17 protein-coding genes, 1 tRNA gene and 1 pseudogene are annotated in these 24,696 nt (G+C 65.1%); 5 read left to right on the top strand and 14 right to left on the bottom strand.

Features of this window, described 5'->3' with window-relative positions; all coding sequences use genetic code 11:
* Positions 1-186 precede the first annotated feature (186 nt).
* Together WCY17_RS03085 and WCY17_RS03080 are read right to left on the bottom strand one after the other, a co-directional pair.
* Positions 187-263, bottom strand: a tRNA-Pro gene (locus tag WCY17_RS03085).
* A gap of 45 nt (positions 264-308) precedes the next feature.
* Positions 309-1,274 carry a polyprenyl synthetase family protein gene (locus tag WCY17_RS03080; protein ID WP_372700701.1) on the bottom strand — a complete coding sequence of 322 codons (966 nt, stop codon included), beginning with the start codon at positions 1,272-1,274 and terminating at the stop codon, positions 309-311.
* A 90-nt stretch (positions 1,275-1,364) separates the two neighbouring features.
* Here WCY17_RS03080 and WCY17_RS03075 point away from each other — a divergent pair, with 90 nt between their 5' ends.
* Together WCY17_RS03075 and WCY17_RS03070 are read left to right on the top strand one after the other, a co-directional pair.
* A complete protein-coding gene (locus WCY17_RS03075; protein WP_372700700.1) occupies positions 1,365-2,231 on the top strand; it encodes an ATP-binding protein in 867 nt (288 codons plus the stop codon).
* The gene (locus tag WCY17_RS03070; protein WP_372700699.1) at positions 2,224-3,231 is read left to right on the top strand and encodes a Nudix family hydrolase; all 1,008 of its coding nucleotides are present in this window, start codon (positions 2,224-2,226) and stop codon (positions 3,229-3,231) included. The genes WCY17_RS03075 and WCY17_RS03070 overlap by 8 nt, the downstream gene beginning before the upstream one ends.
* A 19-nt stretch (positions 3,232-3,250) precedes the next feature.
* Here the strand turns inward: WCY17_RS03070 and WCY17_RS03065 are convergent, their stop codons facing one another.
* The 6 genes from WCY17_RS03065 to coaE are packed head-to-tail and all read right to left on the bottom strand — an operon-like array spanning position 3,251 to position 13,460.
* A complete protein-coding gene (locus WCY17_RS03065; RefSeq protein WP_372700698.1) occupies positions 3,251-4,681 on the bottom strand; it encodes an efflux transporter outer membrane subunit in 1,431 nt (476 codons plus the stop codon).
* Positions 4,674-7,799 carry an efflux RND transporter permease subunit gene (locus WCY17_RS03060; RefSeq protein WP_372700697.1) on the bottom strand — a complete coding sequence of 1,042 codons (3,126 nt, stop codon included), beginning with the start codon at positions 7,797-7,799 and terminating at the stop codon, positions 4,674-4,676. The genes WCY17_RS03065 and WCY17_RS03060 overlap by 8 nt, the downstream gene beginning before the upstream one ends.
* 3 nt (positions 7,800-7,802) lie before the next feature.
* Complete coding sequence (locus tag WCY17_RS03055) at positions 7,803-10,886, bottom strand: efflux RND transporter permease subunit (protein WP_372700696.1); 3,084 nt, start codon at positions 10,884-10,886, stop codon at positions 7,803-7,805.
* Entirely contained in the window at positions 10,883-12,049 is a 1,167-nt protein-coding gene (locus WCY17_RS03050) for an efflux RND transporter periplasmic adaptor subunit (protein ID WP_372700695.1), read from the bottom strand. The genes WCY17_RS03055 and WCY17_RS03050 overlap by 4 nt, the downstream gene beginning before the upstream one ends.
* 10 nt (positions 12,050-12,059) lie before the next feature.
* A complete protein-coding gene (gene zapD, locus WCY17_RS03045; protein ID WP_372700694.1) occupies positions 12,060-12,812 on the bottom strand; it encodes a cell division protein ZapD in 753 nt (250 codons plus the stop codon).
* Between the two features lie 12 nt (positions 12,813-12,824).
* Positions 12,825-13,460, bottom strand: a complete 636-nt coding sequence (gene coaE, locus WCY17_RS03040) for a dephospho-CoA kinase (RefSeq protein ID WP_372700693.1) — start codon at positions 13,458-13,460, stop codon at positions 12,825-12,827.
* A gap of 261 nt (positions 13,461-13,721) precedes the next feature.
* Between coaE and WCY17_RS03035 the strand changes: the two genes are divergently transcribed.
* Entirely contained in the window at positions 13,722-14,405 is a 684-nt protein-coding gene (locus WCY17_RS03035; RefSeq protein ID WP_372700692.1) for a hypothetical protein, read from the top strand.
* 148 nt (positions 14,406-14,553) lie between these two features.
* Here WCY17_RS03035 and WCY17_RS03030 read toward each other — a convergent pair.
* From WCY17_RS03030 to metH, 6 genes and pseudogenes are all read right to left on the bottom strand, one after another.
* A pseudogene (locus tag WCY17_RS03030) lies at positions 14,554-14,793 on the bottom strand (LuxR C-terminal-related transcriptional regulator); the annotation flags it as partial.
* A gap of 91 nt (positions 14,794-14,884) precedes the next feature.
* Positions 14,885-15,733 carry a pantoate--beta-alanine ligase gene (gene panC / locus WCY17_RS03025; protein ID WP_372700691.1) on the bottom strand — a complete coding sequence of 283 codons (849 nt, stop codon included), beginning with the start codon at positions 15,731-15,733 and terminating at the stop codon, positions 14,885-14,887.
* A 15-nt stretch (positions 15,734-15,748) separates the two neighbouring features.
* A complete protein-coding gene (locus tag WCY17_RS03020) occupies positions 15,749-16,627 on the bottom strand; it encodes a ScpA family protein (protein ID WP_372700690.1) in 879 nt (292 codons plus the stop codon).
* Complete coding sequence (locus WCY17_RS03015; protein ID WP_372700689.1) at positions 16,627-16,818, bottom strand: DUF3460 family protein; 192 nt, start codon at positions 16,816-16,818, stop codon at positions 16,627-16,629. Before WCY17_RS03015 ends, WCY17_RS03020 begins: the two co-directional genes overlap by 1 nt.
* A 24-nt stretch (positions 16,819-16,842) precedes the next feature.
* Complete coding sequence (locus WCY17_RS03010; protein ID WP_372700688.1) at positions 16,843-17,661, bottom strand: helix-turn-helix transcriptional regulator; 819 nt, start codon at positions 17,659-17,661, stop codon at positions 16,843-16,845.
* 11 nt (positions 17,662-17,672) lie between these two features.
* Complete coding sequence (gene metH / locus WCY17_RS03005; RefSeq protein WP_372700687.1) at positions 17,673-21,446, bottom strand: methionine synthase; 3,774 nt, start codon at positions 21,444-21,446, stop codon at positions 17,673-17,675.
* A gap of 421 nt (positions 21,447-21,867) precedes the next feature.
* On the opposite strand from metH, the gene WCY17_RS03000 reads away from it, so the two are divergent.
* Positions 21,868-23,820: a TonB-dependent receptor domain-containing protein gene (locus WCY17_RS03000; protein WP_372700686.1), complete on the top strand. Its 1,953-nt coding sequence runs from the start codon at positions 21,868-21,870 to the stop codon at positions 23,818-23,820.
* Positions 23,820-24,686, top strand: coding sequence for a cobalamin-binding protein (locus tag WCY17_RS02995; protein ID WP_372700685.1), 867 nt, complete (start codon positions 23,820-23,822; stop codon positions 24,684-24,686). The genes WCY17_RS03000 and WCY17_RS02995 overlap by 1 nt, the downstream gene beginning before the upstream one ends.
* Positions 24,687-24,696 lie beyond the last annotated feature (10 nt).

Here is a 24,696-nt window from a genome sequence, read left to right as displayed (position 1 = left end):
CCCAACGATAGTCTAAACGATGGGCGCACCATCAGAGGCCGCAGCGCAGGGTAAGGTGAACGCAAGCCGTTGTGGCGCAGTTCGGGAATTTGGCACAGAACGCCTTTTTCTGAGCCAGAAAGCAAAAAACACGGCTCGCACCGCGTTTTTAAACCCCTGATTTCAAGGATTTTTAGCAAAATGAAGTGGTCGGGGTGACATGATTCGAACATGCGACTCCTACGTCCCGAACGTAGTACTCTACCAGGCTGAGCTACACCCCGACGAGGGCTGCGGGCCGGCACGACGTACTGGCCCCCGGGAAGCTTTCAACGGTCTCGTTCGACCGCGAAAGCACATGATTTTAGCAGAGTCTGCCGATAAACGGAATCATCGAAGTGCATGATCGCCTGCCTCGCGAGATCGGCCTCGTGTTCGGCGGCCTGGCGCGTATACGCCAGGGCATCGGTGGCATGGATGGCGTGGGCCACAGCCTCGAAATCGGCTTCGCCGGTTTCGATCGCACTGCGTACCAGCCGGCGCTGTTCGGGTGTGCCGGTGTCCAGCACGCGGATCAGCGGCAAGGTGGGCTTGCCCTCACGCAGGTCATCACCCACGTTCTTGCCCAGCGCCCGCACGTCGCCACTGTAGTCGAGCACGTCATCGATCAGCTGGAAGGCCGTGCCCAGGTGACGGCCACACGCAGCGGCGCATTGCTGGCGCGACTCGTCGACCCCGGCGATGATGGCACCGACCTGCGCGGCCGCCTCGAACAGCTTGGCTGTCTTGTAGCGCACCACCTGCAGATAGCGCTCGAGCGATACATCGGGGTCGTGCACGTTGAGCAATTGCAGGACTTCGCCTTCGGCGATCACCGTGGTGGCCGCCGACAATACGGCCATCGCCGGCATGGAGCCTGCCGCAACCATCATCTCGAAGGCGCGCGAATAAAGATAGTCGCCCACGAGCACGCTGGCGGCATTGCCAAAAACGGCATTGGCAGTATCGCGGCCCCGGCGCAGATCGGACTCGTCCACGACATCATCATGCAGCAGCGTGGCCGTGTGGATGAACTCGACCACCGCAGCCAGGCCGTGGTGTGTTGCGCCCTGATAGCCCAGCGCCTTCGCAACCAGCAGCAGCAAAGCCGGCCGCAAGCGCTTGCCCCCCGCGCCGATGATGTAATCACCGATGGTGCGTATGAGAACGACTTCGGAATCCAGGCGCGCACGGATCTCTGCGTCTACGGCCTGCATGTCGGCGGCAATGGGAGCGAACAGTTCGGAAAAGTTCAAGGCAGACCTGGGTACATAAGGAAGCGGGGCGAAAAAAATCCACCACAAGGACCCAGATTATACTTTCCGCATTGTTTTCAGGAGAACCGTGTGTCCGACCCTCAATTGCAGACCCTGATCAAGCGTGCCAACGGTGTGCTGGCACAGCTCGAGGCCTGGCTGCCGCCCGCGCCGCCGGCCATTGACTGGTCCGCTCAGGCCTATCGCTGGCAACGTCGCGGGGCGCGCGGCTGGCTCGAAGCCATTCACCGGATCGCCCCCATCCAGCTCGACGACCTGCAGCACGTCGAACGACAAAAAGCCATACTCGAGCGCAATACCCTCGCCTTCCTGCAGGGCAAGCCCGCCAACAACGTGCTCATGACCGGTGCCCGGGGCACCGGCAAGAGTTCCCTGGTGCGCGCCCTCCTGGCTGCGCACGCCGCACGCGGCATGCGGCTGATCGAGGTCGACAAGTCGGATCTCGGCGATCTGGGGCAGATCATCGAACTGATCAGCGAGCGCCCCGAGCGCTACATCATTTTCTGTGATGACCTGTCCTTCGAAGAAGGCGAGGCGAGCTACAAGGCACTGAAGTCGGCACTGGACGGCTCGGTTGCGGCGCCCGGCGAAAACGTGCTGATCTACGCCACGTCCAACCGGCGCCACCTGATGCCCGAATACATGCACGAAAACCTGCAGGCCCAGCACCAGCCCGACGGTGAAATCCATCCGGGCGAAACGGTGGAGGAAAAGATCTCACTGTCCGAGCGCTTCGGCCTGTGGCTGTCGTTCTACCCGTTCGGCCAGCAGGATTATCTGGACATCGTGGCGCATTGGCTGCGTGCCCATGGCTGCCCACAAGAACAACTCGAAGCAGCCCGCGCCGAGGCGCTGCAGTGGGCACTCGAACGCGGCTCGCGCTCAGGGCGCGTCGCACGCCAGTTTGCGCGAGACTGGGCCGCACGCCATGCCTGACATCAAACCCCATATCCGCGTGGCCGCGGGCCTGATCTTCGATGCGCGCGGTCGGCTGCTGCTGGGCCAGCGACCCGATGGGAAGGCCTGGCCTGGCTGGTGGGAGTTCCCGGGCGGCAAGATCGAAGCCGGCGAAAGCGTCGAGCAGGCCCTGGTACGTGAACTCGACGAAGAACTCGGCATCCGGGCCACGCAGGTGTATCCCTGGGTGGTCTACGTGCACGAGTATCCGAAAACCGTGGTGGAGCTGTCCTTCTGCCAGGTCACGGCCTGGCTGGGCGAGCCCACGGGTCGCGAGAATCAGGCGCTTGATTGGGTGGATCCGACCCAGATCCGCATCGATGAATCCGACCATCCCATCGGGCCGGGGGGCGCGTCGCTGCTGCCAGCCGCTACGGCCCCCCTGCGCTGGCTGCGGCTGCCCGTGCGATATCGGTTGAGCCAGATCCAGGGCCCGGAGCAGATCGATACCTGGCTGGCTCGGCTGCGCAACGAACTGTTGCGGGGCCTGCGCCTGGTCCAGTTCCGCGAACCCGCCTGGTCCGGTGAACCAGCGCAACTGCATGCGGCGTTCCAGGCCACGGTGGCCCTTTGCCGCCAATACGATGCGCGCTGCCTGATCAACAGTCTGCATCCGCATGCCTGGTGGTCCGAGGCCGACGGCGTACACTTGCGCGCCACCGATGCGCGGCACGTCCTGCAACAGGATCTGCGCCCACCCGGATGGCTGGGGGTATCCGCCCATAATGCAGCCGATCTGGAATGCGCTGCAGAACTGAATGCCGACTTCGTGGTGCTCGGTCACGTCCTTGACACCCCCAGCCACCCCGCAGTGCCGCCTCTGGGCTGGGCCGGATTCAGGCAATTGGCGGCCAGCGCCGGCCGGCCGGTCTTTGCCTTGGGTGGGCAGTCGGCCGACACACTGGACACGGCTCGCCAGCATGGTGGCCACGGGATTGCCGCCTTGCGCGGCCCCCTGTTCCCGTGTCAGACCCCCTGAGCGGCCTCCTGTTTCCGCGTCAGACCCCCTGAGCCACCCGCAAGCGCACCGCGGCCGTCAGGCGTTCGAGGTGCAGGTCCAGCGCGGCCTGCTCGGCCGAGAGGGCGCTGGCCTGCGCCTGCACCACGTTCAGGTAGTCGACCAGACCGGCACGGTACTGGTCGGTGACCAGGCGCAAGGTTTCACGCGCCGCCGCGAGTGCCCGTTCACGCGCCTGCTGCTCGTCCACGAGGGCCTGCGACTGCACCAGCGCGTCCTCGACCTCGCGCAGGCCGGCCAGCACCGTCTGACGCCAGGCCGCCGCCTGCATGTCGTAGACCGCCTCGGCCGCGTGCGTCGCGGCACGCCGGGCGCCACCGTCGAACAGGGTCAGCGCCAGCGCCGGGCCCAGAGACCAGAAGCGCGCCGGCGCCGTGAGCCAGGTGGCCAGCTCAGCGGCCCGATAGCCCCCTTGCACACCCAGCGTGAGATCGGGAAACCAGGCCGCCCGGCTCACGCCCACCCGCGCGTTCGCCTGCGCCACCCGCTCGCGCGCGGCGACAATATCGGGCCGCTGCAGCAGAAGCACGGACGGCACCCCCACGGGCACCCCGGGCACGGGGGGCAAGGCGGCCGGCAGCGCCAGGCGGGCTTCGAAGTCGCCCGGCACCTGCCCCAGCAGCACCGCCAGCGCATGGACCTGCTGTTCAGTCTGCCACGCCAGGCGGATGCGCTGTGCCCGGGCTTGTTCGAGCTGTGCACTGGAGGCGGCGACATCGGCCGGCGAAGCCACACCCGCCTGCTGTCGATTGCGCGTCATTTGCAGGGCTTTTTCATATTCGGCCAGTGTCCGGTCGAGCAGATGCTCTTGAAGCCGTGCAGAAATCAGGCCAAACCAGGCTTGCGCCAGAGTGGACTGCAGACTCAGGTGCACGCCTTGCAGATCTGCCGCAGTGGCCTGCTCACCCGCCTGCGCGGCACTCACCGAGCCCCGCACGCGCCCCCAGAGATCGGCCTCCCATTGGACACTGCCGGACAGCGAGTAGGTATTGGCCGGGTTGTCTGGCCCGCCTGCGCCCTGGCCAGCCCGGCTCAGCGAACCCTGTGTGGTCACTGTGGGAAAGAAGCCGGCCCGGGCGGCCTGCAAGTCGGCCAGAGCCTCGCGGTAGCGGGCCTCGGCCTGGGCCAGATCCGGATTGCCTTCGGCCAGAAGGCTCATCAGGCGATCGAGCTCGGGATCCTTGAAACGCAGCCACCACTGTTCGGGCGCCCGTTCGGCCACCGAGTCGGCCGCCAGCCACTGGCCCTGCGGCGCATGCGCGTAGCGATCGGCCGTAAACACGTCCGGCAAGGGGCGATCCGGGGCCAGACTGCAGCCCGCCAGCAGTACGGTGGCCAGCGATACCAGCGCAACCGCCAGCCGGTGCCCCGCACGTGCGCATGCGTACGCGCTGACAGGCCCGCTAGCCATGCGAGGGCGCCTGCTGGCTGACGGGGGAGGACGGAGCTGTGCGACCGGCACGGCGCAAACGATCCAGACTGAGATAGACCACTGGCGTAGTGTAGAGCGTGAGCACCTGGCTGACCAGCAGGCCGCCGATGATGGTCAGCCCCAATGGCTGGCGCATCTCCACCCCCGCACCCGTGGCCAGCAGCAGGGGCAGCGCGCCCAGCATGGCGGACAGGGTCGTCATCAGGATGGGCCGCAGCCGCACGAGGCAGGCCTGGTAGATGGCGTCGCGCGGGGCCAGGCCATCGCGCCGCTGCGCCTGAAGTGCAAAATCGACCATCATGATGGCGTTTTTCTTCACGATGCCGATCAACAGAAACACCCCGATCAGCGCAATCAGCGTGAACTCCATGCCGACCGCCTGCAGAGCCAGCAAGGCGCCCACCCCGGCCGACGGCAATGTGGAAAGAATCGTGATCGGGTGGATCAGGCTCTCGTAGAGCATGCCCAGCACCAGATACATGGCCAGCAGCGCAGCCAGCAGCATCCAGGGCTGCTGGGTCACGGCGTCGCGCATCATGCCCGAGCTCTCATCGAGCCCGGCCTGCAGCTCATGGGTGGGCAGGCCCGTGCGCGCCACTGCGCGGTCTATGGCCTGCAAGGCCTGATCCAGTGCGACGCCGGGCGCCAGGCCAAAGGCAATCGAATCCGCGACCATCAAGCCCTGGTGATTCACCGACCGGGGCGCCGTGCCTTCGGAAATATGGGTGAACGCGACCAGCGGCACGCGCTCGCCACGCGCATTGATGACGTGCAGGGCCTGCAAGGAGTGCAGGTCGCGCGCATACTGCGGCGCCACTGCCATCACCACGTGGTACTGATTGAGCGGCTCATAGAGCACCGCCACCTGGCGCTGGCTGAAGGCATTGTTGAACACTGCGGCCAGATCGGCCATTTCCACCCCCAGATGGCGCGCCGCATCGCGATCCACCCGCAACTCGGCCTGGCGCCCCCGGTCGTCCGCCTCGTCATCCACATCCACCAGTTCGGGCAAGGCCGCCAGCGCGCGCCGCACCCGCGGCATCCACAGCCGCAGAACGTCCAGATCACTGCCCATCAGCACATACGAGTACGAGCCCGCGCGCGACGAATGGCCCACGAAGATGTCCTGCTGCGGCACCAGAAACATGCGCGCCCCTGGCGTGTGCTCGAACTGCACGCGCAGCCGGTTGACCACCTGGGTCGCGCTGGCGGTACGCTGATCCAGCGGCTTGAGCTGAACCTGGATGAAGCTGGAGTTGCTGCCGCCGCGCCCGCCCGCATGGGCCGTGACCGTATCGACCGCTGCATCCTGCAGCAATACGTTGCGAAACTGCTCCAGGCGAGCCTGGGTGTCCTCGAATGACATGCCGGTATCCACCCTGAAGAAGCCCATGAGCTGGCCTGTATCCTGCTGTGGAAAGAAACCCTTGGGAATCTCGACATAGAGGTAGACGTTGAGTCCGATGGTCGCCAGCAGGATCAGAAGGACCAGGCGGCCATGATCCAGCGACCAGCGCAGGGAGCGGGCGTAGATCTGCACACTGGCGTGCCCCAGGCGCGCCAGTGTGCGTCGCAACAACCCGCCTGGCCGGCCGCGCGAAGCAATGCTGGCCTGCGGCCCCGACAGCAGGCGGGCCGCCAGCACGGGCACCAGGGTGACCGACAGCAACAGCGAAACCGCGATGGCCACCGACAGCGTGACCGCAAACTCCTTGAACAGGCGCCCCACCAGACCACCGACCAGCCACAGCGGGATGAACACGGCCACCAGCGAGACACTCATGGCCAGCACGGTGAAGCCGACTTCGGCGACCCCCCGCAGGGCGGCGCGTGCGGGACGCACGCCACGCTCGAGGTGGCGCATGATGTTCTCGAGCACCACGATGGCATCATCCACCACGAACCCCGTGGCAATGATCAGCGCCATGAGCGAAATCGTGTTCAGCGTGAAGCCGAACCACCACATGAGGCTGAAGCTGCTGATCAGCGAGGCGGGCACGGCCACGGCCGGAATCAATGCCGCCCGCCAGCTGCCCATGAAGGCCAGCACCACGGCCACCACCAGGAGCACCGCCAGCACCAGCGTCAATTCGGCCTCGTACAGCGAGGCGCGGATGCTGGGCGTACGGTCCTGGGCGATGGTGAGCTTGACCGAATCGGGCAGCAAAGACTGAAATAGCGGCAGGCGGTCGCGTATGGCGTTCACCGTCTCGATGATATTGGCATCGGCCTGACGCCGGATGATCAAGAGCACGGCCGGATGCTCGTTGAAGTAACCCACCTGGTTCAGGTCCTCGACCGAGTCTTCCACCTGGGCCACATCCACGAGGCGCACGGGGCGCCCATCGCGCCAGTCCACGATCAATGACTCGTAATCGGCGGCCCGGCGCAGCTGGCCGGCCGAGTCGATCTGCCACAGCAGGGTGCCATCCTGGCCCACCTGCCCCACAGGCAAGAGGGCATTGACATCCTGCAGGACCTCCCGCACCCGATCCAGCGCAATCCCCATCGCATCCAGTGCACGCGGATCCAGCAAGACCCGCACGGCGGGCAATGAGCTACCACCCAGGGTGACCTGCCCCACCCCCTCGACCTGAGACAGTTTCTGGGCCAGGACAGTCGCCGCGAGATCATACAGCGCCCCGCGCGACTCGGTGTCGGAGGTCAGGGCCAGCGTCATGATGGGCGAGGAGGACGAGTTCACCTTGCGATATACCGGATTGCCCCGCATCCCCGACGGCAGCAGCGGGCGGGCGGCATTGATGGCCGCCTGCACGTCGCGCGCCGCCTGATTGATGTCGCGGTCCAGATCGAACATCAGCGTGATCGAGGTCTGCCCTTCGCTGCTGCGCGAACTCATGCTGTTGATGCCCGAGATCACCCCCAGCGACTGCTCCAGCGGCATGGCGACGCTGGAGGCCATGGTCTCCGGGCTGGCACCGGGCAAAGCGGCCGAAACCGAGATCATGGGAAAATCCACCTGGGGCAGGGGCGCCACCGGGATGAAGCGCAGCGCCAGGACACCGGCAAGCACCAGCGCAAGGACCAGCAGGCCCGTGCCTATGGGGCGCTTCAGGAAGAGGGCAAAGAAACGCATGGTTCAGGCCCCCGCACGGTGATGGCCGAGGCGATCGAACCAGAGATAGATGACGGGGGTGGTGAACAGGGTCAGCAGCTGGCTGAACGCCAGCCCACCCACCATGGCCAGACCCAGCGGCTGACGCAGTTCGGCCCCCGAGCCGGTGGCGAACATCAGGGGCAGTGCGCTGAAGAAGGCTGCCAGCGTAGTCATCAGGATGGGGCGAAAGCGCAGCAAGGCGGCTTCATGGATCGCCGCCTGCGGACTCAGGCCCCTTTCGCGCTCCGCATCCAGCGCAAAGTCGATCATCAGGATGGCATTTTTCTTGACGATGCCGATCAGCAGGATGATGCCGATCACGCCGATCATGTCGAGTTCGGCCCCGCCCAGCCACAAGGCCACAAGCGCGCCGATCGCCGCCGAAGGCAACGTGGACAATATGGTAATCGGATGAATCAGGCTTTCGTACAGCACCCCGAGCACGATATACATGGTGATGACTGCCGCCAGCAACAGCCACAGCGTGCTCGAGAGCGAAGCCTGGAAGGCCCGCGCAGCACCCTGGTACTGGAACTCGACCGCTGCCGGCACATCCAGCTGCTGGCGCAACGCATCGATGGCGGCCACCGCATCAGACAGGGCCACCCCGGGTTCGAGATTGAACGAGAGGGTCACGGCCGGGAATTGGTCCTGCCTCTGGATCGACAGGGGGGCCAGTGCAGGCTCGAAATGCACCAGGGCGGCCAATGGTACGACGCCCCCGCCGCGCGCGGCCACGTGCAGCGCATCGAGCGCAGCCGGCCCGGCATCGAGCAGGGCCGCATCACCCTCGAGCACCACCCTGTACTGGGCCGATTGCGTATAAATCGTGGAAATCAGACGCTGACCGAATGCGTCATAGAGCACGTCGTCGATGGCCGCCTGCGAGACGCCCAGCCGTGCTGCGGCATCGCGGTCGACCACACCCTGCAGCCGCAACCCGTGATCCTGCAGATCGCTGGCGACATCCCGCAAGCCGGGCAGTGCCCGCATGGCATCGCGCAGGCGTGGCACCCAGCGCGCGAGCGCTGCGTCATCGGGGCTCGACAGGGTCAGCTGATAGGCGGCGCGGCTGGGGCGGTCCTCGACCGAGAGTTCCTGCACCGGCAGCAGCCACGCCTGCAAGCCCGGGATCTGGCCAAGCGCATCCTGGAGGCGGCCGATCACCACATCGGCCGACTCATTGCGCTCGCCCGGGGGCACCAGAGACACCAGCATGCGGCCCGCGTTCAGCGTGGCGTTGTCGCCATCGATGCCAATGAAGGACGTCAGTGACTGCACTTCGGAATCCGCCAGCAGCCGTGCAGCCGCCTGGCGCTGCAGATCGGCCATGCGGGCAAAGGAGGCCGACTGCGGCCCCTGGGTCACGACCTGCAGCAGGCCGGTGTCCTGCTGTGGAAAAAACCCTTTGGGAATGCCCAGATACAGCCCTGCAGTGAGAAACAGCGTAGCCACGGCCAGCCAGAGTGTAAGCACCTGATGGCGCAAAACCCAACGCAGCCCCACATCGTAGGCCCGCAGCCAGCCCGAGCGCGCCAGTTGCGCCGCAGGCTCACCGTGGGCATCTGCCCCGACAACCGGCTCTGCAACCGGGCGCAGCATGCGTGCACACATCATGGGCGTGAGCGTGAGCGAGATGAGCAGCGACAACACAATGGCCACGGCCAGCGTGACCGCGAATTCGCGAAACAGGCGCCCGACCACGTCTTCCATGAACAGCAGCGGGATCAGCACGGCCACCAGCGAGGCGGTCAGCGAGACCAGCGTAAAGCCGATCTGGCGTGCACCCCGCAGTGCCGCCGACAGCGGCGTCTGACCGGATTCGATATGGCGCGCGATGTTTTCGATCATCACGATCGCATCATCGACCACAAAACCCGTCGCCACCGTCAGCGCCATCAGCGTCAGATTGTTGATGCTGAAGCCCAGCCAGAGCATCAATGCAAACGTACCCACCAGGGACAATGGCACGACCGCGGATGGAATCAGCGTGGCGCGCCAGGAGCGCAGGAAGGCAAAGGTCACGGCCACCACGAGGATAATCGCCAGGAGCATCTCGAGCTGCACGTGATGCACCGAGTCACGAATGGTCTGTGTGCGGTCGGCGGCCACCTGCAGATCCACCCCCTCGGGCAGACTCGGACGCAGGGTGGGCAACAGCGCCTGGACACGGTCGACCACTTCGATCACATTGGCCCCCGGCTGACGCTGGATGTTCAGCAGCAGGGCCGGCTGATTCCCGTACCAGGCGGCCTGCTCGCGGTTTTCGGCGGCCCGCTGCACGCGGGCCACATCGCCCAGCCTCAGAGGGGCGCCCTGTTCGTACGCCAGGATCAGTTCAGCGTATTCGGCCGGATCGTGCAGCTGGTCATTCAGGCTGATGGTGATGGCCCGTTCGGCACCATCCAGGCTGCCCTTGGGCTGGTTGACGTTGGCCTGCGTCACGGCACGGCGCACATCGGCGAGGCTCAGGCCATGGGCCGCCAGCGCCAGGGGATCGGCCTGGATGCGCACCGCAGGGCGCTGGCCACCCGCCACACTGACCAGACCCACGCCACGGATCTGCGACAGTTTCTGCACGACCCGGACCTCGATCAGGTCGCGCACCACGTCCAGGGGCAAGGTGGGCGAAGTGACGGCCAGCGTGATGACGGGCGCATCGGCCGGATTCACTTTGCGATAGATCGGTGGAGCCGGCATATCGCCAGGCAGCAGGTTCGACGCGGCGTTGATGGCCGCCTGTACTTCCTGTTCGGCCACATCCAGCGGCAGGCCCAGCTCGAACTGCAGCGTGATGCTCGATGCGCCGCCCGTGCTGGTGGACAGCATCTGCTGCAGGCCCGGCATCTGACCCAGTTGCCGTTCGAGCGGCGAGGTGACCTTGGCCGCCATGACATCGGGGCCGGCACCGGGGTACAAAGTGGTGACCTGGATGGTCGGAAAATCGACCTGGGGCAGGGCCGATACGGGCAACTGGCGCCAGGCCAGCATGCCGGCCAGGGCCAGCGCCACCATGGCCAGCGCGGTGGCCACCGGCCGCAGGATGAAAGGCCGCGAGAGATTCACGAACCGGCTTCCTGCGCTGCCCCCGTGACGATCTCGACCAGACTGCCATCGCGCAGGCGGTCGACCCCCTCGACCACCACAGTGTCGCCCGCCTGCAGCCCGGATTCGATCACCACCCGACGACCATCGTCCGCACCGGTGGTCACCGGTGCGGTCCGGGCCTGGCCATCGGCCGTGACACGGTACACGTATTCGCCGCTGGCCCCCCTCTGCACGGCACGGAGCGGCACAACCACGCCTTTCTGCACACCGAGCTCCAGGCTGACCTGCACGAATTCGTTGGGGAACAGGGCTTCATCCGTGTTGTCGAAGCGCGCCTTGAGCCGTACCGTGCCTGTGGCCACATCGATCTGGTTATCCACAGCCAGCAGGCGACCCTGTGCACGGATGACGTCCGCCGGCCCCGAATGCAGCCGTACCGGCAAATCGGCCTGCTGGCGCCGCGCCAGCCGCAACTCGGGCAGGCGCGTCTGGGGGATCGCGAAGAGCACATCCATGGGTCGGCTCTGGGTCAGCACGACCAGCCCCTCGGGGTCGCCAGCGCGGATCAGATTGCCTACATCGATCTGGTGCAGGCCCAGCCGCCCCTCGAGCGGCGCACGGATTTCGGTATAGCCCAGTTGCAGGCGCGCTTCGTCGACCGCAGCCTGATCGCTGCGCGCCTGGCCTTCCAGCTGGAGCACCTGCGCCCGCGCTGCATCGAGCTGCTGCCGGGCCACGGAATCCTGACGATACAGCGCTTCGTAGCGCGCCAGGTCACGCCGCGCGATGTCCAGTTGGGCGACCCGGCTGGTCTGCTGCCCGAGCGCCTGCTCGAGCCGGATGCGAAAGGGTTCCGGGTCTATCGTGGCCAGCAGATCATCCTGGTATACGTATTGGCCATCCTGGAAATGCAGAGCCAGCAAGGTGCCATCCACGCGCGCACGGATGGTGACCACGGCGGGTGCGGTCACCGTACCAGGCGCCCGCAGCAGACGGGCAATCTGCCCATCTGCTGCCACGGCCACGGCCACAGGTGTGGCCGGCGCTGCCATGCGTGCCATCTTCGGTACGGTATCCATGCCGGACCCCCAGAAAAACCAGGCCGCCCCCAGGCCAAGGATGATCAGGAGCCACAGGATGCTGCGGCGCAGTGCCCCGTGCTGCGTCGTGGTGTAAGCCATTGTATCTTGCCTACAGATTGCAGCGCGCCAGGCGGAACGCAATGGTGCACCCGGCCGGATGCGCCTTGAAGTCATTGTCCAGCATGGAAAAACGCACCCAGATGACATACTTGTTGGCGCTGATCTCGGGAAACACGAACAGTTTCGGATCGACCCACACCCGCAGCATCTGGAAACTCTTGCCGCCCAGCATTTCCTGATAGGCCCCTTGTTCGGCCTGGTGGTCGCTGGGCTGACCTGCGTCGCGCAAGAGCCTGAGGATGAGTGCCATGCAGCGCTGCAAAGGCATGAGCGGTGCCACCCACTGCTGCAAGTGCCTGTTGCGTTCTTCGGGGGCCCGCATCTGCCATGCGTAATAGGACGGCATATCCACCGGCGAGGAGCCGCCAGGTACGGTCACACGGCCCCGCAGGCTGACCAGCCATTCATTGTCGCGCAGGCACTGGCCGATACGCCCAAGCCCGGAGAGTTCGGACGATGTGGTGCGCAGTTCTTCAAGCAGCCCATCGAGCGTGTGCACATCGACCCCGGGATGGTCGCGCAATGCCCCCAATGACGCGCGATGCTTGTCCATATCCTGCAGGATGGCGGTGCGCACATCGGTACGCTCGCACACGTCGAGCAGATCGAACAGGGCCGCCAGGGCGATCTGATGACATCGTGCGTCTTCGCCCTTCATGAAATGGAACAGGCGGTCGAACAGGTATTCGACCCTCAGCAGGGAGCGTACTCGTTCGTTGCAGGGATACTCGTACAGAATCACGCGGCCAGGACCCTAGGTTTGATTGAAGTGCCCGTGGACGACCCGTGCATCCGAAAGCCTGCACCAGCCATCGTGCAAATGCCGCGTGCGTTGCTGCAGCGCAGCAAGATCAGTCGCCCCGTCATTGAGGATGATGTCATCGGCCACGGCCAGACGATCTGCGCGAGACGCCTGAGCAGACATGATACGCCCAATGGCCTCTGGCGTCAGCCCACTGCGCTGCATGACCCGGCGCACCTGGGTGTCGGGATCGCAGTCGACCACACACACCCGATCGACCCGGCCACGCCACTGCCCGGATTCGACCAGCAGTGGCACGACCGCCACCACATAGGGGCCCTGTGCCTGCTGCCCCAGAGCCTCCATGGTGGCGCGGATGCGGGGGTGCAGGATGGCTTCCAGATCCGCACGGGCGGATGGATCGGCAAAGACATGCTCGCGCATCCAGCGCCGGTCGAGCGCGCCATCGGGCGACACGGCCGCACGGCCGAAGCGCGCCTCGATCGCGCCCATGGCCCCCCCGCCCGCTGCGGTAAGGTCATGCGCCAGCACGTCGGCATCGATCACGCTGGCCCCCCAGTCGGCCAGCCAGCTGGCGACCTGCGACTTGCCCGAACCGATGCCACCCGTCAGGCCGATGGTGAGCATGCCGACTCCTTCAGGATGGTTTTGCAACCCCGACTGTAACGCAAGCGTGCATGCCATGTGACACAGGCGTGCATGCCATCTGATGCAGGCGCGCATACCATCTGATGCAGGCACCCACGCCATGTGTATGATGCAGGCACCCACGCCAGAACCGGCGCATGACCCCGGCGCAGGCTGAATTTCAGGGCCGCCGCGGCGGATGATCGCCAAGCCGCTGCCAAATGCGTAGAATGTAGGTTCCCTGACCCGACCGTACATGCCATGACGCGCCCCGCCTGGTCAACCATGACCCGCCTTTCTTCCATCTTGCTGCTGGGCCTGCTCGCAGCCTGCGCCCAGCAAAGCGAGCCCGGCTACTATGAAACCCAGCGTGGCAGCACCCAGACCGACGCAACCGACCGGGCGCGCGGCGACGGTGCGGCTGCAGTGGCACCTGCGCAATTGCAGTTCGGCTTTGGCCGGCAGGGTGCAGGCGCCGCACAGGCAGGCTCTGAAGCCGCCGCTGGCGACGCAGCCGAAACAGCTGCGATCGAGTCGCGCACGGCCGCACGCGCCCTGCCTGCCGAGCTTGCCGACACCCGCAGCTACCTGGGAACGATCGCCTGCCCGCCGGGCAGCGGCTGCACGGCCATGCGCATCAGCCTCACGCTGGCGCCCGACGGCCAATGGCGGGCCCGGCGCACGCCCCTCGATGGTGGGGGTGCGCCGGCGGCACAGATGGGGTGCTGGCACCAAACGGGTACCGAGCCCACGCGAATCGTACTGCAATCCGGCGGGCAGTCGCTGGCTACGCTGAGGTTCCAGCAATCGAACGTGCTGGCAATCAGCTGGCTGGGCGGCAAGGCCCCTTTGCTGGAGTCGCACCTGACCCGGCAAGCGGATATAGATCCCATCCCCGAGCTATCAGGGCAGCCCGCTGCCTCGTGCTCGGATCCGGCTGACTGACCCGCCCCGAAGCGGGCCTGCGGGCCGCCTCGGGCGGATGCCTGGTAGCCGCCTGCGCGACCGGCGGTGCCGGTACATGGCCAGACAGGCCTTCGGGCCGCAGTGCAACAGACTGCCAAAATGACGCGACGCGCCAGGCGAGCTGCACCGCATTGCGCACCCTGAATTTCTGGAAGACGCGGGCCCGGTGGGCCTCGATGGTGCGCTGCGAAACCCCCAGTTCAATGGCAATGACCTTGTTGGAACAGCCGCAGGATACATACCGGGCCACCTGCTGTTCGCGCAGGGTGAGGCCCGGAAAAAACGAACTGGGAAGGTCTGCCAGATCTTTGGCGCTTTGTGGCAATACTGTGAGGTGCTTCTTGGGGGATGGCCCTGTAGCGTGCATGACTTTGCTCCGGTGAATGCTGATAGGGTGTGTTTTCAGGCATTCTGGCACGCAAGGATCCAGCCCACTACTGCGATAACTGACAGCTTGACTAAATCTGGAATTCGAGATTGTCGATCAGTCGGGTATGGCCCAGCCGGGCCGCCGCCAGTACGACCAGGGGCTCGCCGGCGTGTAATTCATCTGCGGTGGGTTCGAGCAGATCACGCTGCCTGCGGACCGATAGATAATCCGGCGCCCAGCCGCGCTCACGCAGGTGCTGCAGTGCCTCGGCCTCGACCCGGACACGCTCATCAGGCACAGCCGCCAGCTGTTCGCGCACCCGCTGCAGCAAGGCATAGAGCCGGGGCGCCTCGGCACGTTCTTCGGGGGTAAGGTAGCGATTGCGCGACGACAGGGCCAGGCCATCATCGTCGCGCACGGTTTCGTGGGCAATGATTTCAACCGGCAGTTGGAATTGCCTGCACATGGCGCGCACCACCATGAGCTGCTGGTAGTCTTTCTTGCCAAAGACAGCCACCGTGGGCTGTACGCAGGAAAACAGCTTGAGCACCACCGTGCAGACCCCCATGAAAAAATCGGGCCGGAACTCGCCCTCGAGGATGCCCCCCAGGGTATTGCCAGGCTGTACGCGGAAATTCTGGGGCTCTGGATACAGCACGCTTTCGTCGGGCGCAAACAGCACGTAGACATCCCGCTCGGCCTCGAGTTTTTCGATGTCCTGTGCCAATGTGCGTGGATACTGATCGAAATCCTCGTTGGGGGCAAACTGCAGGCGGTTGACAAAAATACTGGCCACTACGGGATCCCCGTGCTGGCGCGCCAGGCGCATGAGTGACAGATGGGCCGCATGCAGATTGCCCATGGTGGCCACAAAGGCCACCCGCAGCTGGCCGCGCAGTTGATCACGCAGATCTTCGATGGAATGGACGACTTTCAAGCAGATCTCCTGATTTCAGGCAGCGGCCACATGGGCCGCACGGATATAGATCGGAGCGTACGGCTCGGCCTGGGTGATATCCAGCAAGGACTCACGGACCAGTTCGAGCAGGGCCAGGAAATGAACGACCAGTACCGCGGCGGGCAGGCCCGTGTGGATGCGTTCCTGGAGCAGCTCGGAAAACTCGACGAAGCGCGCACCCGACAGGCGGCGCAGGATATGGCTCATGTGATCCCGTACCGACAGCTGTTCGCGCGTAATGCGATGGCTGGCCTGCCACTGCACACGTTGCAGCAGACCCAGCCAGGCCGCATGCAATTCGAGTGCCTGCACGGTGGGCTGGACGACGGCTGGTGCCAGGCCGGCATGCACGCCGGGTACGTCGAAGTCGCGCCCCAGCCGCGGCAGGGCATCCAGGGATCGGGCCGCGTGCTGGATGCGTTCATATTCGAGCAGGCGGCGCACCAGTTCGGCCCGAGGATCCTCATCGGCGGCCTCGCCCGCCTCATCGGCCCGGCGAGGCAGCAGCATGCGCGATTTGATTTCGATCAGCAGGGCCGCCATCAGGAGGTATTCGGCCGCCAATTCAAGATTGTGCTGCTGAATCTGGTCCACGTAGGCCAGATACTGCTCGGTCAGCAGCGCCATCGGGATGTCCAGCACATTGAAGTTCTGCCTGCGAATCAGATAGAGCAGCAGATCGAGCGGCCCTTCAAAGGATTCGAGGAAAATTTCGAGCGCTTCCGGCGGGATGTACAGGTCGCGCGGGAGGTCGAACAGGGGTTCACCATACAGGTGCGCCAGCGCGGCACGCCCCCCCTGGCCGGCGCCATCGTTCTTGACGAACCCGTGGGGAATCGGCAGGGCCTCTTGCGTGGGCACGCCGTCGATCATCAGTCGTTCTGGTAGTACACGTAAGGATCCTGTGGCACATAGGCCGCACGGAACCCTTCCTGCTGCTCGGGATCGAGCTCGACATCCCACAGACGGCCGCGCCCGGCGCGCTGCCGCACCTCGGTATCGGGGTTCTGTGCCTTGTACTGTTTCAGGTATTCGGTGAGCGGGGATTCGTAATGACGGGCCATGGCGTGCTCATGAATCGGGGTGGATCAAATGGGCCCCAGTGTACTGCACTCGGCGCCCGCGTTGGGCCCATCGAGCAGAATGACCAGCTTGCAGTCCGGGCGCACCGCGAGCCGGAACGTGAACTGGCGCAACATCAGCCGGCCGCGTACGGGATGTTCGAAGGCGCGCCAGCCCCCTTCGCGCTCGGTCACCGCCTGGCCGTTCCAGAACCGGGCAAATACGAGGCTGGCGGCCTGCAGCTCGGCGACCAGAGCCTGGATCTCAGGGGCGTCCAGCACGCTGGCCACATCTGCCCGGAACTCGGCCACGACACGTCGTGCACGGGTTTCCCAATTGACCACCCGATCGGGTGCCGCAGGGTCGAGAAAGATGTAGCGCAGCAAATTGGCCGATCCTTGGCCCGGCCAGCCATGGAAGACATCGCGCAGCGCTGCGTTGGCTGCAAGGACATTCCAGGATTGATCCAGGATATAGGCCGGTGAGGTGATGCAGCGTACGCAATCATCCAGCCCCTCGGGCAAGGCGCCCGGGTGGCTGCTGCGCGCGCGCGGGTCCGCCACCGCGGCCAGGTTGAACAGGTAATGACGCTCGGCCGGCGACAGCGACAGCACGTCGGCCAGCCGGCACCAGACCTCTGCGGATACGGATACGGGGCGCCCCTGCTCGATCCAGGTATACCAGGTGACGCTGATACCGCACAGCTGGGCCAGTTCTTCGCGGCGCAACCCCGGTGTACGGCGGCGCACACCAGCCGGCAGGCCGTGATCGGCTGGCTGCAGACGGGCCCGCGCACTGCGCAGAAACGCCCCCAGGACCTTGCGCCGTTTGGCATCGGCCGCCACGATGTCGCCTGCTAGCGCAGCGTGCTGGCCAGGGTGCGCCGTACGTCGTCTTCGTCGCGCCCCGAGCGACGGACGTAATCGGCCACCTGGTCGGCGCCTATGTTGCCCACATTGAAATACCGGGACTGCGGATGGCTGAAATAGAAGCCGCAGACGCTGGAGGCCGGGATCATCGCATAGCCTTCGGTGAGCTGCATGCCGATCTCGGCGCAATCCAGCAGGCGGAACATGTCACGCTTGACGACGTGCTCGGGACAGGCCGGGTAGCCTGGCGCGGGCCGAATGCCGCGATATTTCTCGGCGATGATCTCTTCGTTGCTCAGGGCCTCATCGGGCGCATAGCCCCACAGGTCGCGCCGCACCCGGGCATGCAGGGTCTCGGCAAAGCCCTCGGCCAGACGATCGCCCAGTGCCTTGAGCATGATGACCGAATAATCATCGCCCTGCGCCTGGAACTGCTGCTCGTATTTTTCCATGCCCAACCCGCCCGTGACGGCAAACAGGCCGATGTAATCGGTGATGCCGGTCTCTTTGGGGGCGATGAAGTCGGCCAGGCACTTGTTGTCCACACCTGCACGCTTTTCAGTCTGCTGGCGCACCCCGCGCCAGGTCAGCAGAACCTCGTCGCGGGTTTCGTCGCGATAGATCTCGATATCGTCATCATGGATGCTGTTGGCGGGATAGAAGGCCACGATGCCGCTGGCCGTGAGCCAGCGCCCCTCGATGATGCGCTTCATCATTGCCAGGCCATCGGCATGCAGCTTGCGCGCCTGTTCGCCGACCACCTTGTCATCGAGTATGGCCGGATACTGGGCCATCAGGCCCCACGACTGGAAAAAGGGCGTCCAGTCGAGAAATTGCAGGATTTCGTTCAGGTCATAATGCTGGAACGTGCGCCGTCCAATGTATTTGGGGCGCGGCGGCGTGTAGCCCGCCCAGTCGATCTGCGGCCTGGCCGCGCGGGCCTCGGCCAGCGTGAGCATGGGATTGGACTTGCGCTTCGCATGGCGCTCGCGCACCAGCGCATATTCATCAGCCACATCCTGCAGATAGCTGCTCTTGTTCTGCGACATCAGGCTGGTCGCCACCCCCACGGAACGGCTGGCATCGGGCACATAGATCACCGGCCCCTCGTAGTGCGGCGCGATCTTGACGGCGGTGTGCACGCGGCTGGTGGTGGCCCCGCCGACCAGCAGCGGGATATTGCGTTCGAGAAAATACGCGTCGCGCTGCATTTCGGTGGCCACATAGGCCATTTCTTCTAGGCTCGGGGTGATCAGGCCCGACAGCCCGACCATGTCGGCCCCCACTTCCTTGGCCTTGTCGAGGATCTTGGTGCAGGGCACCATCACCCCCATGTTGATGACCTCGAAATTATTGCATTGCAACACCACAGTCACGATATTCTTGCCGATGTCGTGCACATCGCCTTTGACGGTGGCGATGACCACCTTGCCCTTGGAACTGACATCGCCCCCCGCCTCGGCCATGAGGCGCTTTTCTTCTTCGATGAACGGCAGCAGATGGGCCACGGCCTGCTTCATCACCCGGGCCGATTTGACCACCTGCGGCAGGAACATCTTGCCCGAGCCGAACAGATCGCCCACCACGTTCATGCCATCCATGAGCGGGCCTTCGATCACCTCGATCGGCCGCCCGCCGGCCGCCTCGATCTCGAGCCGCACTTCTTCGGTGTCTTCGACGATATGGCTGGTGATGCCATGCACGAGCGAGTGGGTGAGGCGTTCGCGCACCGTGCCCTCGCGCCAGGTGAGGTCTTCTTCTTTCCTGGCGCTCGAGCCCCGCAGGGTTTCGGCCAGTTCGACCAGGCGCTCGGTGGCGGTACGCTCGTCATCGGGCCCGCTGCGCCCCAGCGGCTCGGCGCGGTCGAGCACCACGTCTTCCACCAGATCGCGAACCCTGGGATCCAGATCGGAATAGACGCCCAATTGACCGGCATTCACGATGCCCATGGTCAGGCCATTCTGGATGGCGTGATACAGCACCACCGTGTGGATGGCTTCACGCATGGCTTCGTTGCCGCGAAACGAAAAGCTCACATTGGAGATGCCGCCCGAGACGCGCGCATGCGGCAGGTGCTCGACGATCCATCCGGTGGCATCGATGAAATCCATGCCATAGTGGTTGTGTTCTTCGATACCCGTGGCGATGGCGAACACATTGGGGTCGAAGATGATGTCCTCGGGCGGAAACCCCACCTGATTGACGAGAATGTCATAGGCACGGGCGCAGATCACCTGGCGCCGTGCGAGCGTGTCGGCCTGGCCCTCGGTATCGAAGGCCATGACGACCACCGCGGCACCATATTTGCGGCACAGGCGAGCCTGTTCGATGAACGGGGCCTCGCCCTCTTTCATGGAGATCGAATTGACCACGCACTTGCCCTGCACGCAGCGCAGGCCCGCTTCGATCACTGACCATTTCGAGCTGTCTATCATCACCGGCACACGCGAAATATCCGGCTCGGAGGCCAGCAGATTGAGAAAGCGCGGCATGATGGCCAGGGCATCCAGCATGCCCTCGTCCATGTTGACATCGATGATCTGGGCCCCGTTCTCGACCTGCTGGCGCGCCACCGCCAGGGCCTCATCGAACCGTTCTTCGCGAATCAGGCGCAGAAACTGCTTGCTGCCCGTGACGTTGGTGCGTTCACCCACATTGATGAACAGGCTCTCATGGTCGAAATTGAGCGGCTCCAGGCCCGACAGGCGGGTCTTGACCGGAACGACGGGGGGCTGGCGCATGGGCAGGCCCCGCACCTTGTGCACGATCTGGCGTATGTGCTCGGGCGTCGTGCCGCAGCATCCGCCGACCACATTGACCAGGCCATCGCGTGCGAAGCCCTCGAGCAGGCTGGATGTGTCTGCAGGCGTTTCATCGAAACCGGTGTCCGCCATGGGATTGGGCAGACCCGCATTGGGATAGACGCAGACCCAGGTATCGGCGATGCGAGCCAGTTCGGCCACATACGGACGCATCAGGGCGGCCCCCAGGGCGCAGTTCAGACCAATGGTGACCGGCCGGGCATGACGTACCGAATTCCAGAAGGCCTCTACCGTCTGGCCCGACAGGATGCGCCCCGAGGCATCGGTGACGGTACCCGAGATCATGACCGGCAGGCGGATCCCGCGTTCTTCGAAGAGCGTTTCAATGGCAAAGATGGCCGCCTTGGCATTGAGCGTGTCGAAGATGGTTTCGACGAGCAGAATATCGACCCCGCCATCGATCAGCCCGGCAAGCTGTTCTGCATAGGCCACCCGCAATGCTTCGAAGGTGATGTTGCGCGCACCGGGATCGTTCACATCGGGCGACAGCGAGGCCGTCTTGGGCTGGGGGCCCAGCGCCCCGGCCACGAAACGCGGATGCCCTGGCGTGGCCACCGCATCGCAGGCGGCCCGCGCCAGGCGTGCCGAGACCAGATTCAGCTCGTAGGCGATGTCCGTCAGGCCGTAATCGCCCTGCGCCACGCGCGTGGCGCCAAAGGTATTGGTTTCGATGACATCGGCACCCGCTTCGAGATAGGCCTGGTGGATCCCGGCGATGATATCGGGGCGCGTGAGCGAGAGCAGTTCGTTGTTGCCCTTCAGATCCTGGGCATGATCGGCGAACCGTGTGCCACGGAAATCAGCCTCGCTGAGCCTGTGCTGCTGGATCATGGTCCCCATTGCGCCATCGAGCACCACGATGCGCTGCCCGAGCAGATGCACGAACTCGCGCCCCCGGGTATAGGTGTCGACAGGATGGGGCAAGGCGGGATAGGTCACGGCAGGGTACGCAGGCAGAATGTCAAACGAGCATTGTATCGTTTCGGGTTCGGGCGCTGCTGTGTCGAGCGGTTCTCCTGTCGGATTCAGGGCCGGGCGCCACCCACGCGGGGCGGGGGGCCGCCATGCTAGAATCTGGCCACGATGCAGGCAGGCCGTCGCCCAGGGCGTGGCCTGCACATCGGGAAACAAGAGGGTCCTCTCCCGGAACCAGACTGTGCTGCCCCCGCAACGGTGTGCAAGTGCCCGACATGGCACTTGCCAGCCCGATACCGAACTGCGTCGCCACCTGAACCCCCCTCGACGGCCTGGCCAGACGCCATGGCATGAAGCATCCCGCGCACACTGGTGCCCGGGCAGCCGGCGCAGGGGCCTTTGGATCCGGTGTGCGGGGACGCGCACCTTGCGAGGACCTCTCCTGATGTCTACCTCCTCTTCCATCCGGCCCGGGCTGATGCTCGTGCCGCTTTTTCTTGCCTGTCCGTCCTGGGCGAACGCCCAATCCAACGCCGACCCCGTGCCCGTACTGCAGGACATCGTGGTGACAGCCAGCCGAAGCGCCGAACCACTGGCCGATGCGGTGGGTGACGTGACACTGATCGATCGGGCCACGCTGCAGAATGCCGGCGACGACAGCGTCGCCGAGATCCTCGGCCGTACCCCCGGGGTCCAGTTCACCGACTACGGCGGGCCACAGACGGCCACCAGTGTGTTCATCCGCGGGGCGGGCCCGAGCCAGTCGCTCATCCTCGTCGATGGGGTCCGCATCAACAGTTCGATCACCGGCCTGTCGCTGTTCCCGGTCCTGGATCCGGCGCAGATCGAGCGCATCGAGGTCCTGCGCGGCACCGCCAGCAGCCTGTACGGCTCGGACGCCCTGGGTGGCGTGGTGAACATCATCACCCGCAAGAGCCATGGCGACACCCCCCTGAGTCTCTGGGCCAACGCCGGCTACGGCAGCCATGGGACGGCCCGCACCAGCCTGGGGCTCTCGGGTGCGGCTGCAGGCTGGGACTACAGCCTCTCGGGCAGCACCAGCCAGAGCCGCGGTTTCGACGCCACGCGCAGCCATTATGCCGATGGCAGCCCCAACACCGAGCACTACGAGGATCGCGACGGCTATCGTGGCCACGCCTGGAACGCCACGCTTGGCCGAACCTGGTCGCCCGGACACCGCCTGGGCCTGACGGCATTCAACAGTTACAGCCGCGCCGATTTCGATTCGTCCCATTACGACGCCGATACCTTCATGCTGTATCCGGGGCTGGACAACGTAACCAGCCACTACCGCCAGCAGGTCTATGCGCTGAGTTCCGAGGATCGGATCACGGACACCTGGGACAGCGTGTTGCGCTGGACGTGGGCGCGGGAATCCAATGAATCGCGCACGCCGATGTCGAACAACCTGACGGCCAGCACACGCCAGACCCTGTCGTGGCAGAACAACTGGCAGTTCCTGCCGAACCAGCGTCTCTCACTGCTGGCCGAACACGGCACCGAACGGATTCGTGCCACATCCGCCTTTGAACACACGCATCGTCAGACCAACGCCCTGGCCTTGATCTACAAGGCACAACTGGGCGACTTGCGCACCCAGGCCAGCCTGCGCAACGACAACTACACGGGTCACGGCAACAAACCCACTGGCAGCCTGGCGCTCGACTATGATCTGACAGATCACTGGCAAGTCGGTGTGGCCGCCAACACAGGCTTTCGCATGCCAAGCTTCTCGGACCTCTACCAGGACCTTCCGGAAGCCTGGTATCACGGCAACCCCAACCTCAAGCCCGAGTCCTCGCGCAACTTCGAAGTCCATCTGAGCTATGAGGATGACACCACCTGGGCCAGCCTGACGCTGTACCGGAACCAGATCCGCGACATGATCACCTACGTCTCGAACCCCGTCACGTTCGAGGGGACCATGGACAACGTGAATCGCGCCACGCTCGAGGGCCTCACACTGGCGGGCAGAAAGCGCCTGGGGCAGACGACCGTGCACGCCAGCCTCGATCTGCTCAACCCGCGCAATGACAACCCGGCACCGGCGGATGCTGCAGCTGGTCTGCCCGCCGAAGGCGCCCAACTGCCGCGCCGCGCGCGCCAGGTGTTCAACCTGGGGGTGACCCACCGGATTCATGGCTGGAATCTCGGTGCAGAGTACCAATACACCGGCAACCGGTACGACGACCTGTACAACCGTACCCGCCTGGGCGGGTATTCGCTGGTCAACCTCACGGCGGAGTATGCCTTCACCAAATCCCTGGGGATGCAGATACGCTGGAACAACATCCTCGACAAACACTACACCCTGGTCAATGGTTACAACACGCCGGGATCCAATGTGTTCGTGAACCTGTCCTGGAAAACGCCCTGATGTCGCAGTGGGGCATGCCCTGCCTGGCCAGTCTGCTGAACAGGCTTGCAGCCGGCCTTGTGGCCAGCCTGCTGGCCCTGTCGCCGGGTGCGGCAGCCAGCCAGACCCAGGGCGCCGGCACCCCACGAGTGATCACGCTGGCGCCCAGCGTCACCGAACTGGTGTTTGCCGCGGGGGCCGGTGACCGGATCGTCGGCACCGTGCTCAGCAGCGATTACCCGCCGCAGGCCGCGCATCTGCCGCGCATCGGCGACGGCCTGCTGTTCAACGAAGAAGCCGTCCTGGCCCTGCAGCCCACGCTCGTGCTGGGCTGGCAGGATACGCCAGCGGCCAGGGCACTGGGCAGGCGCCTGGCCGCCCTGAACGTCCCTCTGGAGTATGTCGAACCCAGGAATCTCGACGACATTCCGCGGCTGATCCGCCAGTTGGGCCAGCAACTGGGGACCGAGGCGCAGGCCGATCGCAGTGCGGCCACCCTGGAAGCCCGCATCGATGCATTGGGCACGCGCCACGCAGCCCCCGTCACCGTCTTCATCGAGGTCGGCCATGCGCCGCTCTACACCCTGGGCAACGACCCGCTCGTCAACGATCTGATCCGCCGCTGCGGCGGGCGCAATCCGTATGCCGATCGAGCCATCGCCGCGCCACAGACCAGCGTCGAATCCGTGCTTCAGCAGAATCCGGACATGGTGATCGTGTCATCCGACACGCCCGAGGGGCTGGCGCGCCGCCAGGCCTGGTGGGCCGGCTATGGGCTGCCGGCCGCCCTGGCCGGGCGTGTTCACGCCATTGCCGCAGACTGGCTGTACCGGCCTGGCCCACGGCTGGTGGATGCGGCCGAAGCGCTGTGCGCGCTCATGCCCTGAACCCGATCAG

It is taken from the genome of Castellaniella sp., assembly GCF_041677825.1.
GTDB lineage: Bacteria > Pseudomonadota > Gammaproteobacteria > Burkholderiales > Burkholderiaceae_B > Castellaniella.
This window is presented reverse-complemented; position numbering and strand designations above follow the sequence as displayed.